A 23821-nucleotide genomic window follows, 5' to 3' on the forward strand; every position below is an offset into this window, starting at 1 on the left:
TAGGACTGAGTAACTAACTATGCATAGATTAATTATTGAATACCAGAATCAATTGAAAATGTTAAATTTAAGAAATCAAAAGACATATACCATTAGTGGAGATAAGTCAGCTGACATTACATTAGACAATTTTAATGATGTGATTCATTTAGAACAGAATGAACAAGGTACATGGCAAGCTAATCATTCTTCTATATTTAAAGGGCAAGAAAGAAAGACGAATGATGGTAATGTGTCGTTATACCTATTTGATACTTCAAACATAGCATCCTTTGCTTACCCAAATACACGAGACGTGATAACCATAGGTCCTAATGATTATGATGATATTAAAATTGCTGAACTTTCGAATGTCATTATGATTAAAAATTATGCTGAAATTGGACAGACTGGATATGTTCAGTTTGTACATAATGATGATTCAAAATTATACATCAATTATGAACTTAGTAATGACAAATGGAGCAGAGCGTACATCGGGGATCATGTCTTTATCAATGGGATTTGGTTTGAAGTGCAGTCCGACGGTTTGAAAATGATGAGTCACGAAACGATGATTTCAGATTTAATCAGACTCAATCAAGATACACCAGATGCACAATCAGATGATTATAACGACTACCATCGTTCACCAAGAATCATTCATCGTGAACCTACTGAGACAATTAAAATTGAAAAACCGCCACAACCAATTCAAAAGAATAATACTGCGATATGGCGTTCCATCGTTCCGCCACTCGTAATGATTGCATTGACCGTAGTCATCTTTTTAGTCAGACCAATTGGTGTTTATATTATTATGATGATTGGTATGAGCATCGTAACGGTTATCTTTGGTATTACAACTTACTTCTCTGAGAAAAAGAAATATAAAGAAGAGGTCGAAAAGCGGGAGAAGGATTATAAAAAGTATCTTAGTGATAAGTCATCGGATATCAATAAAGCGATAAAAGACCAACGATTTAGTTTGAACTTCCATTATCCAACATTATCTGAAATTAAAGATATTGTTGAAAATAAGGCACCTAGAATTTATGAGAAAACATCACACCATCATGATTTTCTACATTATAAATTAGGTATCGCTAATATTGAAAAATCTTTTAAAGTCGATTATCAAGAAGATGAATTTGTTCAAAGAAGAGATGAATTATTTGACGATGCGAAAGAACTTTATGAATTTTATCAAGAAGTTGAAAAAGCGCCATTAATTAATGATTTAACACATGGTCCAATTGCTTATATTGGTGCCAGACATTTGATTATTGAAGAGTTAGAGAAGATGACACTTCAACTTGCCACTTTCCACAGTTATCATGATGTGGAAATGCTATATGTGATTAGAGAAGATGAACGTGACACCTTTAACTGGGCGCGTTGGTTACCTCATATAACATTGAGTGCTTTAAACATAAGAGGGTTCGTCTATAATCAACGTACACGTGATCAAATTTTGACCTCTGTATACAGTATGATTAAAGAGCGTATTCAAACGGTAAGAGAAAAAAGTAAAAGTAATGAAAAAATCGTATTCACACCACATTTAGTATTTGTGATTACTGATATGTCACTTATTATCGATCACGTTATTTTAGAATATGTGAATCAAGATTTATCAGAATATGGTATTTCGTTAGTATTTGTGGAAGACGTTATTGAAAGTTTGCCAGAACACGTGGAAACAATAATAGATATTAAATCTAGAACTGAAGGCGAACTTATTATGAAAGAAGAAGAATTAGTGCAATTGAAATTTACGCCGGAAAATATTGATGGTATTGATAAAGAATATATTGCACGTCGAATTGCTAATCTTAATCATATTGAACATATGAAGAACGCAATTCCTGATAGTATTACATTTTTACAAATGTATGATGTTAATGAAGTTAATGAATTAGATGTTGCTAATCGTTGGCAGCAAAATGAAACATATAAAACAATGGCAGTACCTTTAGGTGTAAGAGGTAAAGACGATGTATTATCACTTAACTTACATGAAAAAGCACATGGACCACATGGTTTAATTGCAGGTACAACAGGTTCTGGTAAATCAGAAATTATACAATCTTATATCTTGTCTCTTGCAGTGAACTTCCATCCACATGAAGTCGCATTTCTATTAATTGACTATAAAGGTGGGGGTATGGCGAATCTGTTCAAAGACCTAAAACATCTAGTAGGAACTATTACGAACTTAGACGGTGATGAAGCTATGCGAGCTTTAACATCTATAAAAGCAGAATTGCGTAAACGTCAAAGATTATTTGGAGAACATGATGTTAACCACATCAATCAGTATCACAAGTTATTTAAAGAAGGTATAGCAACTGAACCTATGCCACATTTATATATTATTTCCGATGAGTTTGCTGAATTGAAATCAGAACAACCTGATTTTATGAAAGAACTCGTTTCAACAGCACGTATTGGTCGTTCTTTAGGTATTCATTTGATCTTAGCGACACAAAAACCATCTGGTGTGGTTGATGACCAAATATGGTCTAACTCTAAATTCAAACTTGCTTTGAAAGTACAAGATAGACAGGACAGTAACGAAATTTTAAAAACACCTGACGCAGCTGATATCACATTACCAGGACGTGCGTACTTACAAGTCGGTAATAATGAAATTTATGAATTATTCCAGTCTGCTTGGAGTGGTGCGACGTACGATATCGAAGGTGAATCATTAGATAATGAAGATAAAACAATCTATATGATTAATGATTATGGTCAATTACAACCTATCAACAAAGACTTAAGTGGATTAGACGATGAAGAACCAACTGAAACTCAAACAGAACTCGAAGCAGTGATTGATCATATTGAGGATATTACAGAGCGTTTAAATATACCGGATATTAAACGACCTTGGTTACCACCATTACCTGAGATGGTATATCAATCAGAATTAATTGAAACAGATTTCAACAAATTATGGACAGATCAACCTAAAGAAGTCGAATTAACTTTAGGGTTGAAAGATGTGCCAGAAGATCAATATCAAGGACCGATGACATTGAAGATAAAACAAGCAGGTCATATTGCATTAATTGGTAGCCCTGGATATGGACGTACGAACTTCCTGCACAATGTTATCTTTGATGTGGCACGTCACTATCGACCAGATCAAGCACATATGTATTTATTCGATTTTGGTACAAACGGTTTAATGCCTGTCAGTGATGTTCCACACGTCGCAGATTATTTCACAGTGGATCAAGAGGATAAAATTGCTAAAGCCATTAAACAAATCCATCAGATTATCGCAGAACGTAAAAAGTTATTAAGTCAAGAACGTGTGATTAACATTGATCAATATAATAAAGAAACAGGAAAAAGAGTGCCCAACGTCTTTATCATCATTGATAACTATGACACAGTGAAAGAATCACCTTTCGTCGAAGACTATGAAGAAATGATGGCTAAAGTGACAAGAGAAGGTTTAGCATTAGGTGTTTACATTATCTTGACTGGTTCTAGATCAAGCGCCGTTAAATCATCTATATTTACTAATATTAAGACGCGTATTGCACTATACTTATTTGAAAATAATGAACTAACAAACATCATTGGCTCATATAAAAAAGGTGTTAAAGATATTAAAGGACGTGCAGCCATCAACGATGACAACTTCACACAATTCCAAATTGCACAACCATTTGAAGTAAAAGAAGGGCAAACCTACAATAGTTGCATCAAAGATGAAATCGCACAAATGAACGAACACTACGTGGGCGAATATCCTGCACACATTCCGATGATGCCAGAAAAAGTACTTCGAGAAGAGCTAGAAGCTAAATACGACTTTGAAAAAATCATTTTAGAAGATCATAAACTACCAGTAGGATTAGACTTTGAAGACGTCGAATTGGTTAGTTTAGATGTTACAAAGCCTAGTATTATTACTGCTGTAAAACCGAACGAACATGAATATTTAAGTCGAATTATTATGAATCAATTAGAAGTATACAGCAAAAACAATATGGTTATATTAGTTGATGTGGATGAAAATATGAATTCGTATTCGGAAAGTGTTTCATCATATCATTCTTCACCTTCTGAATTAAATATGATTCGTACTGGTTTTAAACAAGAAATTGCTTCTAGAAAAGAAGGAAAACGATCTTGTAAAGAACGTAAAATTGTATTCATTAACAACATAAAAAGATTTAACCAAATTACAGGAATGAATGAAGATGAAGTGAGGATGTTATTTAATGAAGGTCCAAAATATAATGTGATTGTAATAGCTAGTGGATTGTATTCAGACACAATAGGCGCATTTGATCGAGAAAGTAAAATGTTGACACGTACAGTCAATCAATCAATTATTGGACATAAAATTTCTGAGCAAGAATTCATTAAAGTGAAAGATCAATTTGGTGAACCAGAATTAAAACCTCAAGAAATGTATATCGTGGATAACCAAGAATATAAAAAATTAAAAGTAATAGAGGATGTTTAAAGATGATAAAGTTAAATCAGTCTTCAGTAACTGCTGATATTAAAAATATACGCAACAATAGTCAAGGGATAATGAGTGAAAATGGGGAAGTAAACTTATCAAAGACCAATTTAGTAACATTTACGGAATATGTTGATATGTACGAAAGCTATAATAAAGCTATTTCCAATTATGAATCTATAGTTTCACAAGATGTGGAAGCAATGCAAACAACTGTTAATGAAATAGTGGCGAATGATAGTGATATCGCTAATCAAATTGGGCAAAATAATTAATATATGAAAAGCATATATTTTTATCATGGAGGGTATAAATGAGTAATAAATTTGCAATAAGACAACAAATTTCTCAGAAAAAAAGTGAAAAAATTGAAAAAAACACTGAATTAACAGGATTAAATGGTGATTTGGAAAGATTAGAAAATGCATTAAAAGATGTTAAATCAGCAAAAGATGATTTTAATCAAGCTAAAAGTTCTTATGATAAAACTAAAATAACAGATTCTGATTGGAAAGGAGAAACTAGAAATAAAAGTAATAAAAAGAAGCAGGAAATAAATTCAGAATTGAAAAATGTTAACCAAGATTTTGAAAACGCAGAAAATGATTTAGAGGATGACATTTCGAAAAAAAATAAAGAAATAAAAGGAGTTGAAAATCAAATTAGCAAATTATCTCATGATATAAAGGTACTGGAAGCTAAATTATAATGGAGGGATAACAATGGGAACAAAAGTTGATATGACTGAAGTTCATAATATGAAAAAGGCAGTCGAAAGTTCTCTTAAATCAGTTGATTCTAATGTTGACCAATTAAGTTCAAGTATGTCCAAATTGATTAATACAGATGGATTTGAAGGGAAAGCTGCTTCAAGTGTTAAGAATTATACAAATACCTTTCATATAAAATCAATTAATAAAATCAAAAAAATAAATAGAGATTTTAAGTCTGATTTAGACAAGTCCATTAATAAATTTGAGTCAGAAGTAGATAATAATCAAGCAGCGATTTTAGACGAAAGTAAAATTAAAGAATATAAAAAGGAAATAGTTGATGCATTAAGAGATGCATTTAAGTCTAGTGATGATGCAAATAATGCGATAAATGATGTGTCAGATTTATCAACAGCAAAAAAAATAAAATATGATAATCTGTCTAATAAGATGGCTGATTTTAATAAACATATAGATAAAACTTTAGAAAAACTTACTTCGTTCGATGCTAATAATTCTATTGATGGTGACAGAACTGATAATTTAATTACAGAATTAAGTGGGCTTAGTTCTTACGTTAAGGGCTTATCTTCTAATAGAGCAAGAATCAGTTCAACAACTAAAAAGATAGAAAAAGCAATCGCCAGACATCAAACAAGTCAAGAATTAATAAAATGGCAAAAGTATCTAGAAAAAACAAGTGACACAATTTATAAGAAACCTTTTAATAAAAATGCTTATGATGCTATGGTTCAAGCTGGCAGGGAATATTACGCTTTAAAGGCAATTGGTAATGGTAGTGCAATGAAAGGTTTTAAAAAATATAACAATACCAGAGACATAAACAAATTAATAAATAATATGGATAAAAAACAATTGAGAAAAATGGCAATGGTATTTAATACAAATAGAGATAATATTAAATTAAAAAATGCAATAAAAAATACTGGTGAATTTGTTAAAAATAATCCATTTAAAAAAGGTAATTTAGTTAATTGGATGTCTAAAGTACAGGAATATGATAATAAAACTGCTGAAATATTGAAAAAAGACTTGAAGAATAAAAATTTTCAATATAAGTTTGGTGACGCTAAAAAGTTCTTTGATGCAAAAGAAATGAAAAAGGCGGCATCAACTGAATTTAAAAATACTTTTTCTAATCAAAGTTTTAGAGAAACATTTTTGAAGAAAGAAAATTTAAAATCAAAATCCGCAATTCAAAAAAACATAAAAAAATATTGGAATGAAGATATAAAAGGTGTAGCCAAAGATTTTAAAAACAAAAATATTTTAGGGAAGTTAGGAAAATTGACAAAAATGGGGGGGAAAGCATTAAAACCATTAGCTGCTATTACCGCTATAACAGATAATATGAGTAAAGATTCACTGCAAGAAAAATTAGTAGGTGCAGGAGTGGACTTATCAATCTTAGGTGGAAGTGCAGCAGCAGGTGCAGCAGTAGGAACTGCTATACCAATCCCTGTAGTAGGGACATTAGCAGGAGCTGGAGTTGGTATTTTAGCAGGTATGTTAGGAGATATTAAAGTTGAAGATAAGGCAGTTAAAGATATAGCAAAAGATAAAATTAATAATTCAATAGATAATAGTAAAAAAATTGCTAAAAATTCATGGAATACTGTAACTAAAGGTGTAAGTTCAGTATTTAGTTGATAAAAGGAAGGTGTACATTATGGAGGAAAATCTACAAAAAAAATCAATAGAATCAATTCAACATTCACATTTAATAGGATTATCATTAGTGAATTTCATTATTTTTGGATTTTACTATTTTATATATTCAGGTCCAGGTATAAGAGGTAATATGCCATTATATATGAAAATATATTTAATAGTATCATTATTATTATGGCTGACTCTTTATTTACAAGAACGCGAGTATATTTTTAAGAACTATAATCGAAAAAATTATAAGTTCAGAGTTGCAATATATATGAGCATCAATTTACTTTCAGGATACAACATTCCATTTTTAATTAGTTCTGCTTATGCTTTTTATTTTGCAGATTCTAGAGACGATACTTTTACATATTGGTTGTTAATTTGTGGGCTCATAATAGTCTCTGCTATAGGTCTATTCTTATTTTGTCTAGGTGAATTTGAGATGTTCGGTATCCAAAACGGTAGTTTTATTAGAATGATTGGTATTTTAATTGTTTTATTATCGTTTGGACTATTGTTGTATGTATCATTAATTCTTCCTGTTTATTCTGAAGAAAATAGAACGATTTGGATGGGAATGATAATGTTATTTTGTAGCCATTTGCTTATTGGACGAACATATTTTTACTTAGGTCTGTTAAATTATGACATTAGTGAAGATGGGGTGAAATTATAATGGAATTAGGTATGCTTATCATGCCATATTGTGTAAAAATAACATTTGAAATTGATAAAGAAGAAAATTGGTTAGAAAGTTTAGATACGGTAAATGAATTTTTTATTGATAAAGATATATACCCAACAGGACCTATAATATTTCAAAGAAAGCTTATTGGGATTAATGAATATCAATATACTGTTTTTATTTCTTTAAATGATGAATTACAACATATCCCTGAATTAAACATAGAATATATTGATATGTTAGAAGTTGGCCCTACTTTATCAGAAAAATGTTTTAATGAAGATGAGTTTGAACAAGTATATAAAGAAATAAACTTAGCAGCTGAAAATAATGATTTATCAGTCATTGATCAACCTTATTATCATGTTATGGTAGATTACTTTGGAGGGACTGTATTTGAGATATATGCTCAATTAGAAATAGGTGATGATAATGAATGAAAATAGTTATTCTTATATAATGTTAAAAAATTTAGCATATAAAACCTATTTTGATATAAGCAAAGAAGATTTTGAAAGAGTATTTAAAGATTTTCAAAAATGTTGTGAACATAAAAATGTTTTAATTGTAGGAGATATTAATTTTGCTGTAACGCAAATAGATTTAGAAAAAAGAATGAATTTGGATGTTTTTGCATCAGTTGATAGGGCTTTTTCACCTAGTAATGAACTTAAGTATAGGACTTACTTTTGTTTGAATATGTTATTACAAGGAAGAATTAAAACAAATAATTTTATAGAAGAAGAAATTGAACTTTTAGAAGAAATGAACAATTTTGCCAAACGTGAAAATTTAACTTTTATATCACCTTATTACCATACATTTAAATATGATAGAAAAGGTGAAAAAGGTTGGTGTGAAATCAAAGCGAAGGTATATGAGAATGATTAAGGATGTGTAAATATTGGTTTATTTTGTACTGATTGGAGTATTTATTATATTTTATTTAGCGCTATTTGATAGTCTTCTGAAATCTGAAAATCTTTCAATTTTATCTATTATTTTAGATTTTATTATTATAGTAATGTTGATTGTTTTTCATTTTATTGGAAATAAACTTACAGGAAATGATTTAAGTAATTATATAGCATTTACTTTAATTGGTTCATTTGTGTATATATATTTTGCAATCAAAAATTTTTGGACAAAACCCAAAGTTTTGAACTATCTAATTAGTAAACAGGAAAATGCAAATCAAGATGATATAGAATATCAAGAGTTAGATTTACAAGTCTCAAAAATTAAATCTGTTTACTATTTTTTAATTGCTATAGCACTTTTAATACTTACAAAAATACATATTGTTAGTGATATTAAAGCAGACAGTTTGTCAATGAACCCTGTATTTATTTTTGTTGGAATGATTATTATAGTTATCTGGCTAATAATGGACTTGTATAGAAAGAAAAAATATGGCATTTTTTTATTTAAATCATTAATTCCTATTGTAGTGACTGTATGGATTATAATATCGTCTGTATTATTGTATTAATTCTATAATTATTTTAAACTGTTACAGAGAGGAGATTTAAAATGGAGAAAACTGGAAAACCTTTAAAAGTATGGACTTGGATTTTTATTGTATTAACTATAGTAACGCCTTTATTCGCGATTGGAAGTATCATTTGTAGTATTAAGTATAAAAAATATGATGAAGTTAAAGGCGCTAAATTACTACAAATTTCAATAATTGTAGCAGTTATTATTTTTGTTCTAAATTTATTAACTTTATTTGGATTAAGATAAGTCTTGTAACAATAAAAAATAACACATAAAGATGGAGTAGATGGATGTAGAAGTATTCATTTACTCCATTTTTATATTTTCAACCCTCCTTTAGTGAAAACAGGCATGCATGAAGGTATGCAAAATATGGCAAGTCGTATGACGCCTAAAATGACAGCAATGAAAGATAGTGTTCTCAACCAGTCTAAGAACTTTACACAGAACAATCGAGTCGGCCAAATGTTGAGTAATATGAGAGGCCAAGCGTCTAATACGGTACAATAAGGTAAGCAATGGATAGGCCATCAAGCTCAACAAGTGAAACAAGCGACGAATCATATATTAGAAAAGGAAATACCATTTACACAACCTAGAGTTGCAGTTGCAGGCGTAGGTAGTGTTCAAGTGGGTAAAGGTGCTGCACTTAAAGAAGTGAGCCAAAGTATTCAACGTACATTCACCCCCAATCATCAAGTCACACACCAAAAGATAGTATGGTAAAGAGTGAAGGTAAACATGTAAGTAGAAGTCAAAGTCATGGTTCCAATTCTGTTCATTATCATGAAGACCCTAACCTTACAAAGGTTGAATATGATGCCCATTATGAACGTCGATTTATGAAGCCTAAGAAATTGAAGGCCAACATCGAATATACAACACCGCATGGACATGTGTATCGCACGGATCACAAAGGTCGCATTAAAGAAGTATATGCGGATGACCTATCACTTCTAGATGGCGGACGTAATTCATATGCGCAACGAACAGTTGGGAGAGAAGACCGATTACCAGATGATGACGGCGGTCATTTAATTGCGCGCGCATTCGGAGGTTCTAAAGATATAGACAATCTCGTACCCCAAAGTAAATACATCAATCGCTCATTTAAAGAGAACGGTCAATGGTATAAGATGGAGAAAGAATGGCAAAAAGCAATTAAAAAGGGAAGAGAAGTAAAAAATATTAAAATTGAAGTCCAATATAGGGGGGACAGTTAAAGGCCAACTCAGTTTAAAGTAAAATATGAAATAAATAATAGGAAACTTGAGAGACATATAAAAAATATATAGAGGTGAAACAATGGAATTTGAAGAAAAATTAAACGAAATGTATCAACAAATCGCAAGTAAAATTAATGAAATGATTCCTGTGGAATGGGAACGAGTATATACAATGGCATATATAGATGATCAGGGTGGCGAAGTTTTTTTTAATTTCATCCACCCCGACAGTAACGACATACATTACTATACTAGTATTCCAGATGATTATAATGTTTCTGAAAGAATATTTGATGAATTATTAGACGAACTTTACGAAAATTTTGATAGACTCCGAGAGCTATTTATAGAAAATAATCAAGAGCCATGGACATCGTGTGAATTTGATTTTACCAATGAAGGTAAATTAAATGTGTCCTTTGATTATATTGATTGGAAAAATTCAGAATTTGGACAGTTAGCTAGAGAACGTTATTATGAATACAAAAAATTCGGTATGATTCCTAAATATGAAGACGAAAGAGAAGAAATTAAAGAAATAGAACAGTTCATTAAAGAACAAGAAAAAGAGTAAAATGAAGTGAAGAATGACTAAGCAATGTAAAAGTTGCTTAGTTTTCTTTTGATTACAACGAATAGTAAATTTTAATTTTACTACTAAATACATATAAAATATTTTAGAGAGAAAGCCAACATCGAATATACAACACCGCATGGACATGTATATCGCACGGATCACAAAGGCCGAATTAAGAAGTATATGCAGATGACCTATCACTTCTAGATGGCGGACGTAATTCATATGCGCAACGAACAGTAGGAAGAGAAGATCGTTTGCCAGATGATGGCGGCGGTCATATAATTGCGCGCGCATTCGGAGGTTCTAAAGATATAGACAATCTCGTCCCACAAAGTAAATACATCAACCGCTCATTTAAAGAGAACGGTCAATGGTATAAGATGGAGAAAGAATGGAGAGAGACATTAGATAAAGGAGGTACAATTAAAAGTATTAAAATTAAAATATTATATCGACAAGATAGTACTAGACCTTCTGTGTTCAAGGTAACTTATCAAAAAAAGGTATATTAAATAAAATGTATGTAGAAAATGTATAGGAGTAATTTTATGAATGATAAATTTGAAAAGAAAGTAAAAAGCATTTATCGAGAAATAATTGACCAATTAAATACTATGATCCCTGATGAATGGTCAACTGTTTATGTGAACGCCGAAATTTATAACGATGGAGGAACTGTGTACTTTTTCTATCAAAGTAACAAAACCAACGAAATATATTATTCATTAGAGATACCTGATTTATATTATATTTCAGAGGAAACTTTTGATGAGTTAGACTTTAAGCTTTATGAAACATTCAAAAAACTATGCCTATTGTTTGATAATGAAAGTCAAAATAAATGGACTACTTGTGAACTTGTTATTACTAGTGAAGGTAAATTAAAATCTGAATTTGGTTATACGAATTGGAAGAAAACGGAATTTGGACCAGGTGATAGATTGAATTATTTTAAATATAAATACTTAGGAGAATTACCAAGCAATGAATATGAAATTCAAAAGCTTTATGAAATGAAAGAATATATTGATAATCTTTAAAAAGTAATTTTTATAATAAAGTGACAGGCTAAGGTATACGCGATAAAATGCTATTTTAAAAATATATTTGAGAAAGAAGAAGTAATCTAAAGTTTCACAATTTTTAAAGTGTAAGAAAAGCAATTTAAGTGTGTTAAAACTAATTCAATAGGTAGAAATCAATTATCAAAATAAATTAGTTCTGAAAAATCAAACATGGCAAACAGTATTTAAGATCAAAATCAATTCATTAATTGGAGGAATAGCAATGATTTTTGAAGAACAAGTAAGTAAGTTTTATAATGAAATTGCTAATGAAGTCAGTGGTATGATACCAGATAGTTGGCAAAATATTTATTTTAAAATATATATAAATGATGAAGGAAGTGAAGCTTTTTTCTTTTTCACTAAGAGTAATGATAATAAAATATATTACAGTGGTGATATTCCTGAATTATATAACGTTTCATCAGACATATATATAGATTTATTAATAGAAGTCCAAGAAAAATTCAGAAAATTAAGAGCTATTTTTAAAAAAGAAAATCAAGAACCATGGACATCATGTGAATTTGATTTTAATAATGAAGGTAAATTAAACGTATCATTTGGTTATATCGATTGGAAAAAATCTGAATTTGGACATTTAGCTAGAGTATTTTATCATCAATATAAAAAATCTGGGATTTTACCAGAAAAAGAATATGCGATAAATAAAGTAAAAAAAGTAGAACAGTTCATTAAAGAACAAGAAGATAAGTAAAATGAAGTGAAGGGTGACAAAGAAATATGAAAAACATATTGAAACTCTTTAGAAGTAATAAAAAAGGATTTGAAGAAAAATTAAATGAAATGTATCAAGAAATAGCGAATAAAATCAGTGATATGATTCCTGTGGAGTGGGATGAGATATATACAAAGGCATATATAAAAGAAGAAAGCAAAGAAGTTTTTTTCTACTATACTCTACCTGGGAGTGAAGAATTACATTATTATACTGCTATTCCTAAAGAACATAATGTTTCAAAAAAAATATTTAAAGAATTATTGGATGACCTTTACGAAAACTTTGAAAGACTCAAGAAGTTATTTATAGAAAATAATCAAGAGCCATGGACATCGTGTGAATTTGATTTTAATAATGAAGGTAAATTAAACGTGGCCTTTGCTTATATCGATTGGAAAAATTCAGAATTCGGTCCTATGGCTAGAAAAAATTATTACAAATACAAAAAATTCGGTATTTTACCAGAAAAAGAATATGCGATAAATAAAGTGAAAAAGGTAGAACAATTCATTAAAGAACAAGAAGAAAAATAAAATGAAGTTAAGAACGACTAAGCAATGTAAAAGTTGCTTAGTTTTCTTTTGATTACAACGAATAGTAAATTTTAATTTTACTACTAAATACATATAAAATATTTTAGAGAGAAAGCCAACATCGAATATACAACACCACATGGACATGTGTATCGCATGGATTACAAAGGTCGCATTAAAGAAGTATATGCGGATGACCTATCGCTTCTAGATGGTGGACGTAATTCATATGCGCAACGAACAGTTGGAAGAGAAGATCGTTTGCCAGATGATGACGGCGGTCATTTAATTGCGCGCGCATTCGGAGGTTCTATATACTTTAACAGGCGGTTGCTATAAAGAAGTGTATTATGGGGAAGAGGAATATAAAAAAGGGAGATTGTATTTTCTCTTTCTTGCTTTATTATTAAAATATCATAATAGGTTATTATCATTTATTTTGGGAGGCATTGAAGAAAAGTTTATAAAACCAAAACAATATCGTAATTCTATAAACTGTTAGCCTTGTTAAATTAACCTCTTTCGCAATTTTACTAATTGCTTGTCCTTCTTCTAACATTTCTACAACACGATGATAAATAATACGTTTTTGAGGATCTTTACAATTCGACGAATAAAGTAATGAACGGCCTTTATATAGCCCTTTGTCTTTCGCGACTTTAATACATTGTGCTTGTCTACGTTTACTTCATTTCGTTCTTGTTCTGAAACCATTGCTCATATATGAATGAATAGATTTTTCATAAATTTATCTAATAATGAATTGCCAATCTCATCATTCATCATAGGTATGCTAGTAATCATTAATTAAACTTATTTGTCTTTTAAATAATTAACTGTCTTGATCACTTCATCGTAATTAAGGCCTAAACGATCAAATGACTACTCTACTACCTCATCTTCCACTCTCACAAAACTAAGAAATTATTGAAATAACAATCTATTTTTAATAGGTTCCCCAGACTGTTTTTCTGTAAATGTTTTTCGCACCAAACGTTTTCAAATTATCCAGTTGTCTTTTTAAATTTTGATCCATGGATAATACCCTCGCATAGCCAACATTTATTTTCATACCATAATTAATATACACCCAAATCATACGTTTGAGTCATTATAAATTCAACTACAATATCAGTAAGATTAGGGTTTACTTAAATCAGTCACTTAACATATCTTTATATTCTTCTTCTGTATAAAATTTGATAGCTAATTGTTCTAAGCCTTTTAACTGAAAAAATTCATTATATAATCCGTTTATTTTGATTTTATTTCCTTTCAGTTTATATGCTAAAATTCTATATTCTTTTTGATTGGCATATTTATTAGATTTACAAAAACTAACTTTAACAATATCTTCAAATGTCAGTTCTTCCTTATTTTCTATTTTATAAAATAGTGGATGTTTCTCATTGAAGTATTCAACAATATCCCCTTTAAAAAATATATCATTTTCTGAAAAGTATTTAAGTAACCTATTTTTAAAGTGCTCAAAATCAATAGTTATATAAATATTTCTATTATCAAGTATACCATTTATTTCATTTATGAATTTCTGCGACAGCCTATAAATACCATCATCCATCTTCACTAAATCGCTCTCTCTTATTATAGAAAAGCAACAAATTTTAAAATCTTTATTTATATTCGGAGTATTTTTGAATATGACTTCTTTTAGATTTACCTTATTAACTTGGGTATATGGATCATCTAAACGTTGGAAATACATTTCTATTGAATCTTCTGAACTATTTATATCCCCCATTTATCAGAAATAACTCCTTCAAGTTCATCTCCTATATCTTCATGTTCAATTTTTTGAAAAGTTTTAAGACTATTAAAATATAAATAATCATTTTCAAAATCTTTGCTATATTTAGGTGATATAAATTTTAAAACACCTATAATTCTGTTCTCACCTTCTATTATATTCAAATTGAAATCACATCCATTATGTTTATTTGTCTTTCTTACGTTAGATTGTATAGTTTTGCATTCCTATCCACTATGATGTTATAATATATTTAACAAGAATATCTGCATTTGATGCACCAAACCCCTCACTACTGAGAATAGTGAGGGGTTTTTGGTGTGGCTTAGTCGCCTATTTTACTTATCATCACGTTTGCGAAGCCAATACGCAAAGAATGTGACAATGCAACCACTTGCTACCGTGGTCATGATGTGAACAAGAATATCTGTCATTTTCTGCACCTCCTCTCTGCGTCTAAATATGACGCCTGAGAGATAGGCGACTCTAGTATTATACCATCTGTAAATATACTAGCATATCTACTTCCGATAAGTTATTTTATGTAATGATAGTGAGGTTTATTTCTTTGATATTCAGAGACAAAAGAGATACTTTATAAGTATTCAAATCTCTGAGTTACTATTTTTCTTAATATTAAGCACCGTTAATAAAAACTCTATTTCCCTTTGACTTTATTTATAGCTCGAGCTGACACTCGAGTGAAACCCCAAATAGCCTTCATAATTTCCAAAATAGGTTCTACACACAATATTATATGACTATAGTTTTTCATTTCTAGTTAAGAAAGGTTTTAATTAGTTTGAATTTTAAAGTATTCCTAATTATCATTTTTCATGATTTTCTTATTTGTTATGAACTCGGTTTTATGTATAGAGCTCTCAAAGAACATGCTGAACAATCATCACATTTTTTTATATTAAAATCACATTTAAAGCCATTTCTACCATTTCGATATACATATCATTAAAATCTATTCTTTTATTATTAAGATATATATTAGTTAAGATCACAATTGGATTTCGTTCCAAAAATTTCATTAACATACCGCGAAATATTATTTTGAGCAGTTCTAACATAACTTCCCATTGATAGCGTAAGCTTTTAAGTTGAGGCTTGTTATAATTTTTATACGTAAGCCCTCTGTTAATTTAATTTGGTGGTATTTATTAAATTATATGAAGGTGTCTTATTTTTTAAGTATTTAAAAGCGAAATTGCATGTTAATACGTAGTATTTATGTCGAGACTCCTAAGCAAGTAGTGCTAATTGTTGAAAGAGATTGAGATGGCACACTAGAAAAGTGGGTTATTCAATATGAAATATTGCATAAATAGAGAATGGCAGTAAGATAACTTTCAATTGAAAATATCTTATTGCTTTTTTAAGGATTTGTATCTTAAACTCTTTGTTATTGTTTAAAAAAATTTTTTTAGTGAAAATATTTAGTAATATCAATATTTTAAAAATATTGATATGATAAAAAACATTCCACAACTTAATAGAAAATATTGATTTTTTGTACAAATAAGTTAGTATAATTTTTATATTAATAATTCATAAGGAGAATTGATATGAAAGTCAAAAGTATTTCACGGTTCTTTTCAATGAAGAAAGTGACGCTAAGTTTCGTTACCGTATTTATTGGAGTAGGGACAATAGGTTCATTTAATCAGTATGCTGATGCAAGTACGAAAACGCAACAAACACATGTAACTAAGACATCTCCAACTCAAAAGACGACGTCCAATTTTAAACGTTCAATTAAAGATACGGTTGTTAAATCTAGAGCTACATCAACAAAAAGAGCTATATCACCCAAAACGTCATCAACTAAAAAAACTACAACAGCCAAAAAATCTACAACATTAAATAAAACGCGTACAACAACCAAGACACAGCCTGCCCTTCGTAAGAGTTCAACAACTTCAACACGTTCAAAAACAATGCCTACTTCTGTGAAACGCACAACTTCTCATAAAGCAACTACTGTGTCGCCAACTTCTAAAGCTAAAATATCAACAAAAACACAACAATCAACTAAAAGTTATACAACTTCTGTTAAGAAAAACACTACACAACTAAGTAAAACAAAATCACCGTCAGTATCAACAAAGTCTAAAACAGTTCAATCCTCTATGACAAAGGCACAACCTACTTTAACGACTCAAGTTAGTACAACTACTAAAGCAAAGCAACTTTCAACGTCATCTACTTCTAAAATCATTAGTAGTAAAGAATTAGTGGGAGTGGCACCTGCTGAACGTAAAACAGATAAATATCAATCGATGACACAGTTAGAAAAAGAAACAACTGAAGGTGTAGATTGGAGAAAAGATACAAAAAACACAGGGAATCAAGTACTCATTGTGGCTCCACATGGTGGAAGTATTGAACAAGGTACAACAGAATTAACTAAAGCATTAGCGGATAAAGGTAATTATGATTATTATTCATTTGAAGGCATTCGACCTAAAAATAACTCTGAATTACATGTTACGTCTACACATTATGATGATCCGACATTAAATCAAATGATTAAAAACCGTACTGCAACTGTTTCAATTCATGGCGCATCAGGTACTGAGGAGATAATCTATCTTGGCGGGCCCCGTTCAGATTTGAGAAATGCTATAGAGAAGCAACTTGTTGGACGTGGATTTACTGTTAAAGTTCCACCAGAGTATCTAGGCGGTCAAAATAATAAAAACTTCATTAATAGAGAAGACAATAACACTGGCGTTCAGTTAGAATTAACGACTGCTTTAAGAAAAGCATTCTTTAAAAATGGAGATACTAGTACAAAAAATCGTTCGAACAAAGAAAATTGGACACCCACAATGCAAGAGTTCGTTAATGCTTTATATGAAGCTATCAATCAAACCTATCATTAAGTTAAGGTGGCAGAGATGAGATGACAAAGAACTGAGTATATATATTATAAGCTGTAAAATTTTAATAATAACAAATTCAACGGTTATGTCTGAGAATATTTTAAGGACATAACCGTTTTATTTAAAAGCTTTGATAATTGCGATTCATAATCGAAACTTAGTCATTATCTATCTTTAATTTTATAACTCTTGATTTGTAGGACGTATGACTATTTCATTTAAAGATGTATCTTCTTCCGAATTAATTGCATAAGCAATAGCATTTGCTACCCTTTCTGGTGGGACAGCCAAAGCTTCGTAACCTTTACGCACATGTTCAGCAACGTCTTCATCATTAACTGAATCAGGTAAGTTCGTATCAATGATACCAGGTGAAATAACAGTTACTCTAACATTAGATTGTGCCTGTACTTCTTCTTGACGCAGTGTTTCACTTAAGAAACGGACTGCCATTTTAGTTGAGCCATAGATTGCTGAACCAGGTGAAGTTTTATGACCTGCGACAGATGAAATGTTAATAAAGTGTCCAGATTGTTGTTCTCTCATTGTAGGTAACGCTGCGTTGATGCCGTATAAAACCCCTTTAATATTAAGATCAATCATATGATCCCAATCTTCAACACGTCCATTACCAATAGGTGAAAGTGCCATAACGCCTGCATTATTCATCCAAACATCAATACGACCATATTGTTGTAAAGTGAATTGGGCTAAAGCTTTAAGATCATCATGTGAAGTCGCATCTGTTACTTTGTAAGTGGCTTCTCCCTCGATATGATTGACAATGCTTTTTAATTTTTCTTCACGACGTGCAGCTAAAACAACTTTATGACCATCTTGTGCAAGACGTTGTGCAGTAGCTTCTCCAATACCACTAGATGCACCAGTTATTACAATAACTTTACTATTATTCATCAATTTCAACTCCTTATAATTGATAATCTATAGTATCCTCCCTTAGACTAGGTCTAAGTCAAAACAGATGCTTTGAAGAGAGGAGACAAAAATTGCGAATTACAGATGTTGCTAACCTTTATCATGTCAGTACGCATGCGATTCGTTTTTATGAAAAGAAAGGACTCATTAACATACCAAGGGATGCACGTGGTCACCGCCAATTTGGTAATGATACTTTAAAAAAATTAGAAGTTATTGTTCATTACAGAAAGGTAAATATGCCTATTGAGGATATTAAGAAAATTTTAACTCATGCACATGACCATGACTTATCAAGTCAGTTATTAAATAAGCTCAAAGTCAATATAGAAAATGATATAACAAAACTAAGACAAAATCTTAAATATGTGAGGAATAAAATAGAAATTCATGAAGCATTGAGAAATAAATGTAATCGTAAATCGTAACTTAAGTTGTAAAATAAATCTATTTAGTTTCAAAATTAATAATGAATTTTAGAAAATAAGGAAAAAATTACGTTAATTTGAAATTCAAGTTTTTAAAAACAACTATAAAACGTGTATAATAGTAACTAACTATTGAACAATTTGTTTGTTCAAGAACCGCATCTTTGAAAGGAGTGTTATTAAGATGAAAAAATTAGCAGTTATTTTAGTATTAGCTGGTGCAGCGTTCTATGGTTTCAAAAAATACCAAAATCATGTAAACCAAGCTCCAAACATTGAATATTAAGATTCACTAATGATAATTATATGAAGACACGACTAGGTCGATTGCGATCATGTCGTGTCTTTTTTAATTTTAAAATTCAAAATTATTTTAATTATATATAAAGTAGATAAAATTCCAAATATTAAGTATAATATCTTTCGCGAGTTCTACATATTAAAGATGAAATAATTTAATGTATTTGGGAAGTGAGATATTAAATGAAGATTAACATATTTGGATATAATATCTTCGCCAAGGGCGGAACATCAAGAAGTAATATTAACTTAGTGAAAAGCTTATTAGAAATTGGACATGAGGTACACTACTTTAATTATAAGAACTATAATAAAAGTGATATCACAAAACTAATTATTTACGAAGGTTTGAGCACAAAGCATCTTCATATTCATCAATTTAATAGTGGAAAAGAACTTGCTCATGGAGACCTACTTATAATTACTAGAGAAACCTTTTTTAATCATGCATATTTAGTTAAAAAATTAAATAGCAAGATTAAGATTGTTGGTGAAATACATGGTCCATTGGAATATATTAATGAGAATATAGATTTAGCATTAGACTGTATTGATTGTGTTCGAGTGAGTACAGCTAGAATCAAAAATGAGTTTATAGCTAAATATGACTATCATCGGGTTTTTAATCAATACGTAAATGCACAACATATCGATTTAAAATCAGAGCCAATAAATACTAAACGAAATTTTTTAATTAAAGCACGTTTTGAGGACGAAGTTAAAGATATTTCATATATTATTAAATTGTTTAATTACATCATTAAAAACCAAATTGTTGACGATGCTCAACTTTATTTAATAGGATATGGTCCTTCAGAAATGCTTTACAAAAATTTGATAAATTACTATCATCTTAATGATTATATTCATATTAATGAAAAAGAACCACAGAGTTATATTTATATATCTAGTTCACCATATGAAACGCTCGGCTATTCTATATTAGAAACAATTGCACAGGGGAATAAAGCTCTAGTTTACTATGGTGATGATAACGTGTTAAAGGATATCTATGAACCATATGAAGCGATACGTTTTTTAACCAAAGATATGATTAAAGATAGTAAAATAATTAAAGACTTTCTAGACTATAAATATAGTCACTGTGATCGACAAAAAGATTTTCGACAGTTGGAAAGTACGTTTAAATGCATTAACTATGGACAGGAATTTTTAAATCACGTTGAAACTTTTTCTTCATCTCAACATGTAAAAGTGAAGAAAATTCATCAACATCTCGGTAGTGAAAAACAAATAGATATAGCAAGTCGTTTAAAAGAAAGTCGTTGGATGAATTTAATTAGAAAAAATAAATATTTATTTAATAAATGTAAAACGTACTATGAAAAAAGAAAGCATATGAGCTATATCAAAAATTTAAATCAAATACCTGTAGACGCAGACTCAATATTTATAGAGTCTTTCCATGGTAAGAATTTCAGTGGAGATCCTAAATATATTGCTCTCGCTATTAAGAGACAGTATGCTCATAAAAAAATATATGTGAGTTCAACCAATTCACTTGTTGATATGGAAATCAAACGTTACGGTTTTACACCCGTTAGATTTGGAAGCGAGAAGTATATTAAAACGTTTAGAAAGTGTAAGTATGTTTTTATCAATGGTAACTCATGGGATAAAGTGTACAAGTCTTCAGATCAGATATTTATTCAAACGTGGCACGGTTTTCCATTAAAGAAAATGGTTAATGATTTAAATGAACAGCATGAAAGACAACAACAACTAGATGCATTCATACCACGCATGAAAAAATGGGATTACATTTTGACATCATCAGATATTAATACGACGTTGTTAGAATCAGCCTTTATGCTAAATAAAAATCCAAATCTTAAAGTTCTAGAATACGGTGCACCTAAGAATGAATATTTAATAAATAATAATAATTTACAAGAGCGCCAGCAGTTACAGCTTAAATATATGTATAAGATAGATGATGATAAAAAATATATATTATATTGTCCCACATGGAGAGGAAATCAAAGAAAAGAAGTCACTCAGATTAATTTAAAAGATTTACTTAAATATTTACCAGAAAATTACGAGATTATTGTGAAACTCCATCCTAATGAAAGTCATTTAAGAACCAGATATAATCAAATAGACAATCGAATTCACTGTTATTTCAATGAACTTGTTGATATTCAAGAACTGTATATTCTGAGTGGATGTATGATTACAGATTACTCGTCGACCATTTTTGACTATATACATTTAAACAAGCCAGTGTTTATTCTTCAAGAAGACGAGCAACAATATAAACAAAGTGTTGGTTTTTATTTTGATTTGTTTGAAGTGGGTGATTTTCTTAAAGCCTCTTTAAATGAACGCATGTTAGCTAAACAAATTTGTAGCACTGATTATATAAATTATTCAAAAGTGGTTCATCGTTTGATGAAACAAGATAGTTCGAAAAGCAGTGAAAAGTTAATGACCAAAATTCTTGGGGAACCAGAATATCCACGTTCATCAAACTGCAAACAACAGATTTCTTAAAGAAAGTTGTTATTTACTGGGAAATAATATAAGTATGGGTACTTTGAGACAAGAATCATGTGAATCTTGTCTCAGTTTCATATTTTTGGGTAAACATTTAACATATAGCAATGATAACCAATACAAATTTAATAAGTATACAATCTAACTATTTTTCTAGAACATTCAAACACATTCTAGGGGGGAGTATATGTCTAAATTTTTACTAACGGGTGCATCAGGTTATATTGGTAGCCATCTCAAGAATAAATTAAAAAAAGATCATGAAGTGATAGCTATATCTAGAAATACTCATAATAAAACGGATGAAGAAAATGTCACGTGGAAGTCAGCAGACTTATTTGATTTGGACGAAATTACAAAAGTAATGAAAGATGTAGATACAGCGATTTATTTAGTACACTCTATGATGCCATCAGCAAAATTAACGCAGGCTAGCTTTGAAGATATGGATGCATTGTTAGCGGATAATTTTGCGCGTGCGGCTCAAAAGCAGGGTGTTAAGCATATTGTCTACATGAGTGGTTTAATACCAGAAAATGATGAGCTATCTGCGCATTTAAGAAGTCGACTTGAATGTGAAAAAATTCTTGGTGATTACGGTATACCAGTTAGCACATTACGTGCAGGTTTAATTATTGGTGCAAAAGGAAGTTCTTATCCAATTCTTAAAAGACTAGTTGAGAGATTGCCAGCAATGGTTTTGCCTAGTTGGGCTTACAATAAAATTGCACCTGTTGCCATTGACGATGTGATAGATGGTTTAGCAGCATTGGTGAATCGAACACCCAAAGATAACGAAGCAATTGATATCACAGGTCCTGAAGTGATGAATTATAAAACGCTGATACAGCGTACAGCTAACGTACTTGATAAGCGACTACCTATGCTTGATTTACCTATTATACCCATTATCGTAAGTCGTTATTGGGTACAACTGATATCAAATGTACCGAAAGAAATGGTATATCCATTAATGAATAGTTTGATTCACGATATGGTACCACATCGAAAACGCGTTGTGTCTAACTTGTCCGTAGGAAATATCACCTTTGAAGATAGTGTGAAAAGAGCACTAAGAGAAGAACAAAAGACTTCTAAGAAAAAGTCGGATTCGAAAAATTCTCAATCATTTGGGCGTATGCATCAAGAAATTAAAGATGTACGAGCCATTACACGGTTTAAAATTCCGGAAGGTTATTCGATTAAAGATGTGACTAAAGAATATGCAAAATTCATCAATAATATCACACTACATCTCGTTAAAGGTACGATAAATGAACGAGAATTTAATATGAATTTGCCCTTCATTAATAAATTTATTTTAAAAATGGAACGTGATGAAGCTGACTCTACAGAAGATATGGTGGTATATAATATTGTGGGTGGCGATTTAGCACATTCAAATAATGGTGGAAATGCACGCTTTGAATTCCGAAGAATAAGAAACACCGATGAGGGTATTATTGCTTTACAAGAATATGAACCTACATTACCTTGGGTAGTATATAAACTAACTCAAGCTAAAGCACACAAGACTGTTATGAATATTTTTAAGAATAAGATGGCACGTTTAGCACAGCAAAAAAATGTGAAAGTTGAAAAGAATATGTCTAATCGTGTAACTATTGGAGTAACAGTAGCATCAACGTTCGTTATTGGAAGTGCAGTAGGGTTCCAACTTTTTAAAAAGTATCAAATCAAAAAGAGCACAATGTCGAATGCAGAATTATAAGCGATTTATATTTAATAGTTATTACATCTTATGTGTATAAAATATATTA

22 protein-coding genes and 5 pseudogenes are annotated in these 23821 nt (G+C 30.3%); 21 read left to right on the forward strand and 6 right to left on the reverse strand.

All coding sequences use genetic code 11. The annotated features are described in order from the left end of the window. The first annotated feature begins 19 nt into the window (after positions 1 to 19). The 16 genes and pseudogenes from essC to NST35_RS01390 all read left to right on the forward strand — a co-directional run. The gene (gene essC / locus NST35_RS01315) at positions 20 to 4471 is read left to right on the forward strand and encodes a type VII secretion protein EssC (protein ID WP_032604521.1); all 4452 of its coding nucleotides are present in this window, start codon (positions 20 to 22) and stop codon (positions 4469 to 4471) included. 2 nt (positions 4472 to 4473) lie between these two features. Continuing rightward, positions 4474 to 4746, forward strand: a complete 273-nt coding sequence (locus NST35_RS01320; protein ID WP_002458321.1) for a TIGR04197 family type VII secretion effector — start codon at positions 4474 to 4476, stop codon at positions 4744 to 4746. A gap of 38 nt (positions 4747 to 4784) precedes the next feature. Next, positions 4785 to 5180, forward strand: a complete 396-nt coding sequence (locus NST35_RS01325) for a YwqH-like family protein (RefSeq protein WP_002458320.1) — start codon at positions 4785 to 4787, stop codon at positions 5178 to 5180. A gap of 13 nt (positions 5181 to 5193) precedes the next feature. Then, positions 5194 to 6855: a T7SS effector LXG polymorphic toxin gene (locus NST35_RS01330; protein WP_002458319.1), complete on the forward strand. Its 1662-nt coding sequence runs from the start codon at positions 5194 to 5196 to the stop codon at positions 6853 to 6855. Positions 6856 to 6874: 19 nt separating this feature from the next. Next, a complete protein-coding gene (locus NST35_RS01335; protein WP_002458318.1) occupies positions 6875 to 7540 on the forward strand; it encodes a DUF5079 family protein in 666 nt (221 codons plus the stop codon). Then, a complete protein-coding gene (locus NST35_RS01340; protein ID WP_032604520.1) occupies positions 7540 to 7989 on the forward strand; it encodes a DUF5085 family protein in 450 nt (149 codons plus the stop codon). The genes NST35_RS01335 and NST35_RS01340 overlap by 1 nt, the downstream gene beginning before the upstream one ends. Next, a complete protein-coding gene (locus NST35_RS01345) occupies positions 7982 to 8440 on the forward strand; it encodes a DUF5085 family protein (RefSeq protein ID WP_002458317.1) in 459 nt (152 codons plus the stop codon). Before NST35_RS01340 ends, NST35_RS01345 begins: the two co-directional genes overlap by 8 nt. Positions 8441 to 8453: 13 nt before the next feature. Continuing rightward, entirely contained in the window at positions 8454 to 9041 is a 588-nt protein-coding gene (locus NST35_RS01350; protein ID WP_002458316.1) for a DUF5080 family protein, read from the forward strand. Positions 9042 to 9082: 41 nt separating this feature from the next. Then, positions 9083 to 9295, forward strand: coding sequence for a hypothetical protein (locus NST35_RS01355; protein ID WP_002458315.1), 213 nt, complete (start codon positions 9083 to 9085; stop codon positions 9293 to 9295). Between the two features lie 93 nt (positions 9296 to 9388). Beyond that, positions 9389 to 10344 (forward strand): annotated as a pseudogene (locus NST35_RS01360) (DNA/RNA non-specific endonuclease); the annotation flags it as partial. Between the two features lie 10 nt (positions 10345 to 10354). Next, complete coding sequence (locus tag NST35_RS01365; RefSeq protein ID WP_002458312.1) at positions 10355 to 10849, forward strand: TIGR01741 family protein; 495 nt, start codon at positions 10355 to 10357, stop codon at positions 10847 to 10849. Positions 10850 to 10960: 111 nt separating this feature from the next. Then, positions 10961 to 11367: pseudogene (locus NST35_RS01370) on the forward strand (DNA/RNA non-specific endonuclease); the annotation flags it as partial. A 36-nt stretch (positions 11368 to 11403) separates the two neighbouring features. After that, the gene (locus NST35_RS01375; RefSeq protein ID WP_002458310.1) at positions 11404 to 11895 is read left to right on the forward strand and encodes an immunity protein YezG family protein; all 492 of its coding nucleotides are present in this window, start codon (positions 11404 to 11406) and stop codon (positions 11893 to 11895) included. A 247-nt stretch (positions 11896 to 12142) separates the two neighbouring features. Then, positions 12143 to 12637 carry a TIGR01741 family protein gene (locus NST35_RS01380; RefSeq protein ID WP_002458309.1) on the forward strand — a complete coding sequence of 165 codons (495 nt, stop codon included), beginning with the start codon at positions 12143 to 12145 and terminating at the stop codon, positions 12635 to 12637. Between the two features lie 26 nt (positions 12638 to 12663). Further along, on the forward strand, positions 12664 to 13194 hold the full coding sequence (locus tag NST35_RS01385; protein WP_002458308.1) for a TIGR01741 family protein: 531 nt from the start codon (positions 12664 to 12666) through the stop codon (positions 13192 to 13194). 111 nt (positions 13195 to 13305) lie between these two features. After that, positions 13306 to 13506, forward strand: a pseudogene (locus NST35_RS01390) (DNA/RNA non-specific endonuclease); the annotation flags it as partial. Positions 13507 to 13624: 118 nt separating this feature from the next. Here NST35_RS01390 and NST35_RS01395 read toward each other — a convergent pair. The 5 genes and pseudogenes from NST35_RS01395 to NST35_RS12500 form a co-directional block, all read right to left on the reverse strand. Next, positions 13625 to 14260: pseudogene (locus tag NST35_RS01395) on the reverse strand (recombinase family protein). Positions 14261 to 14350: 90 nt separating this feature from the next. Further along, positions 14351 to 14956, reverse strand: coding sequence for a hypothetical protein (locus NST35_RS01400; protein WP_002458305.1), 606 nt, complete (start codon positions 14954 to 14956; stop codon positions 14351 to 14353). Next, positions 14944 to 15126 carry a hypothetical protein gene (locus NST35_RS01405; RefSeq protein WP_002458304.1) on the reverse strand — a complete coding sequence of 61 codons (183 nt, stop codon included), beginning with the start codon at positions 15124 to 15126 and terminating at the stop codon, positions 14944 to 14946. Before NST35_RS01405 ends, NST35_RS01400 begins: the two co-directional genes overlap by 13 nt. Before the next feature lie 174 nt (positions 15127 to 15300). After that, entirely contained in the window at positions 15301 to 15396 is a 96-nt protein-coding gene (locus tag NST35_RS01410; protein WP_002496673.1) for a type I toxin-antitoxin system Fst family toxin, read from the reverse strand. 171 nt (positions 15397 to 15567) lie between these two features. Next, positions 15568 to 15951: pseudogene (locus NST35_RS12500) on the reverse strand (transposase); the annotation flags it as partial. A gap of 585 nt (positions 15952 to 16536) precedes the next feature. Here NST35_RS12500 and NST35_RS01415 point away from each other — a divergent pair. After that, positions 16537 to 17856: a poly-gamma-glutamate hydrolase family protein gene (locus NST35_RS01415; protein ID WP_002458302.1), complete on the forward strand. Its 1320-nt coding sequence runs from the start codon at positions 16537 to 16539 to the stop codon at positions 17854 to 17856. A gap of 180 nt (positions 17857 to 18036) precedes the next feature. Here NST35_RS01415 and NST35_RS01420 read toward each other — a convergent pair whose 3' ends face one another. Continuing rightward, positions 18037 to 18771, reverse strand: a complete 735-nt coding sequence (locus NST35_RS01420) for an SDR family oxidoreductase (protein ID WP_002458301.1) — start codon at positions 18769 to 18771, stop codon at positions 18037 to 18039. 92 nt (positions 18772 to 18863) lie between these two features. Here NST35_RS01420 and NST35_RS01425 point away from each other — a divergent pair, with 92 nt between their 5' ends. The 4 genes from NST35_RS01425 (at position 18864) to NST35_RS01440 (ending at position 23772) form a co-directional block, all read left to right on the forward strand. After that, entirely contained in the window at positions 18864 to 19220 is a 357-nt protein-coding gene (locus NST35_RS01425) for a MerR family transcriptional regulator (RefSeq protein WP_002458300.1), read from the forward strand. A gap of 184 nt (positions 19221 to 19404) precedes the next feature. Further along, positions 19405 to 19506, forward strand: coding sequence for an SE2200 family small protein (locus NST35_RS01430; protein ID WP_032604519.1), 102 nt, complete (start codon positions 19405 to 19407; stop codon positions 19504 to 19506). 197 nt (positions 19507 to 19703) lie between these two features. Then, entirely contained in the window at positions 19704 to 22037 is a 2334-nt protein-coding gene (locus NST35_RS01435; RefSeq protein WP_002458298.1) for a CDP-glycerol glycerophosphotransferase family protein, read from the forward strand. 190 nt (positions 22038 to 22227) lie between these two features. Then, the gene (locus NST35_RS01440; RefSeq protein WP_002458297.1) at positions 22228 to 23772 is read left to right on the forward strand and encodes an NAD(P)H-binding protein; all 1545 of its coding nucleotides are present in this window, start codon (positions 22228 to 22230) and stop codon (positions 23770 to 23772) included. The last annotated feature ends 49 nt before the right edge of the window (positions 23773 to 23821 follow it).

The sequence above is a fragment of the Staphylococcus sp. FSL W8-0304 genome, assembly GCF_038006565.1.
Taxonomy (GTDB): domain Bacteria; phylum Bacillota; class Bacilli; order Staphylococcales; family Staphylococcaceae; genus Staphylococcus; species Staphylococcus epidermidis.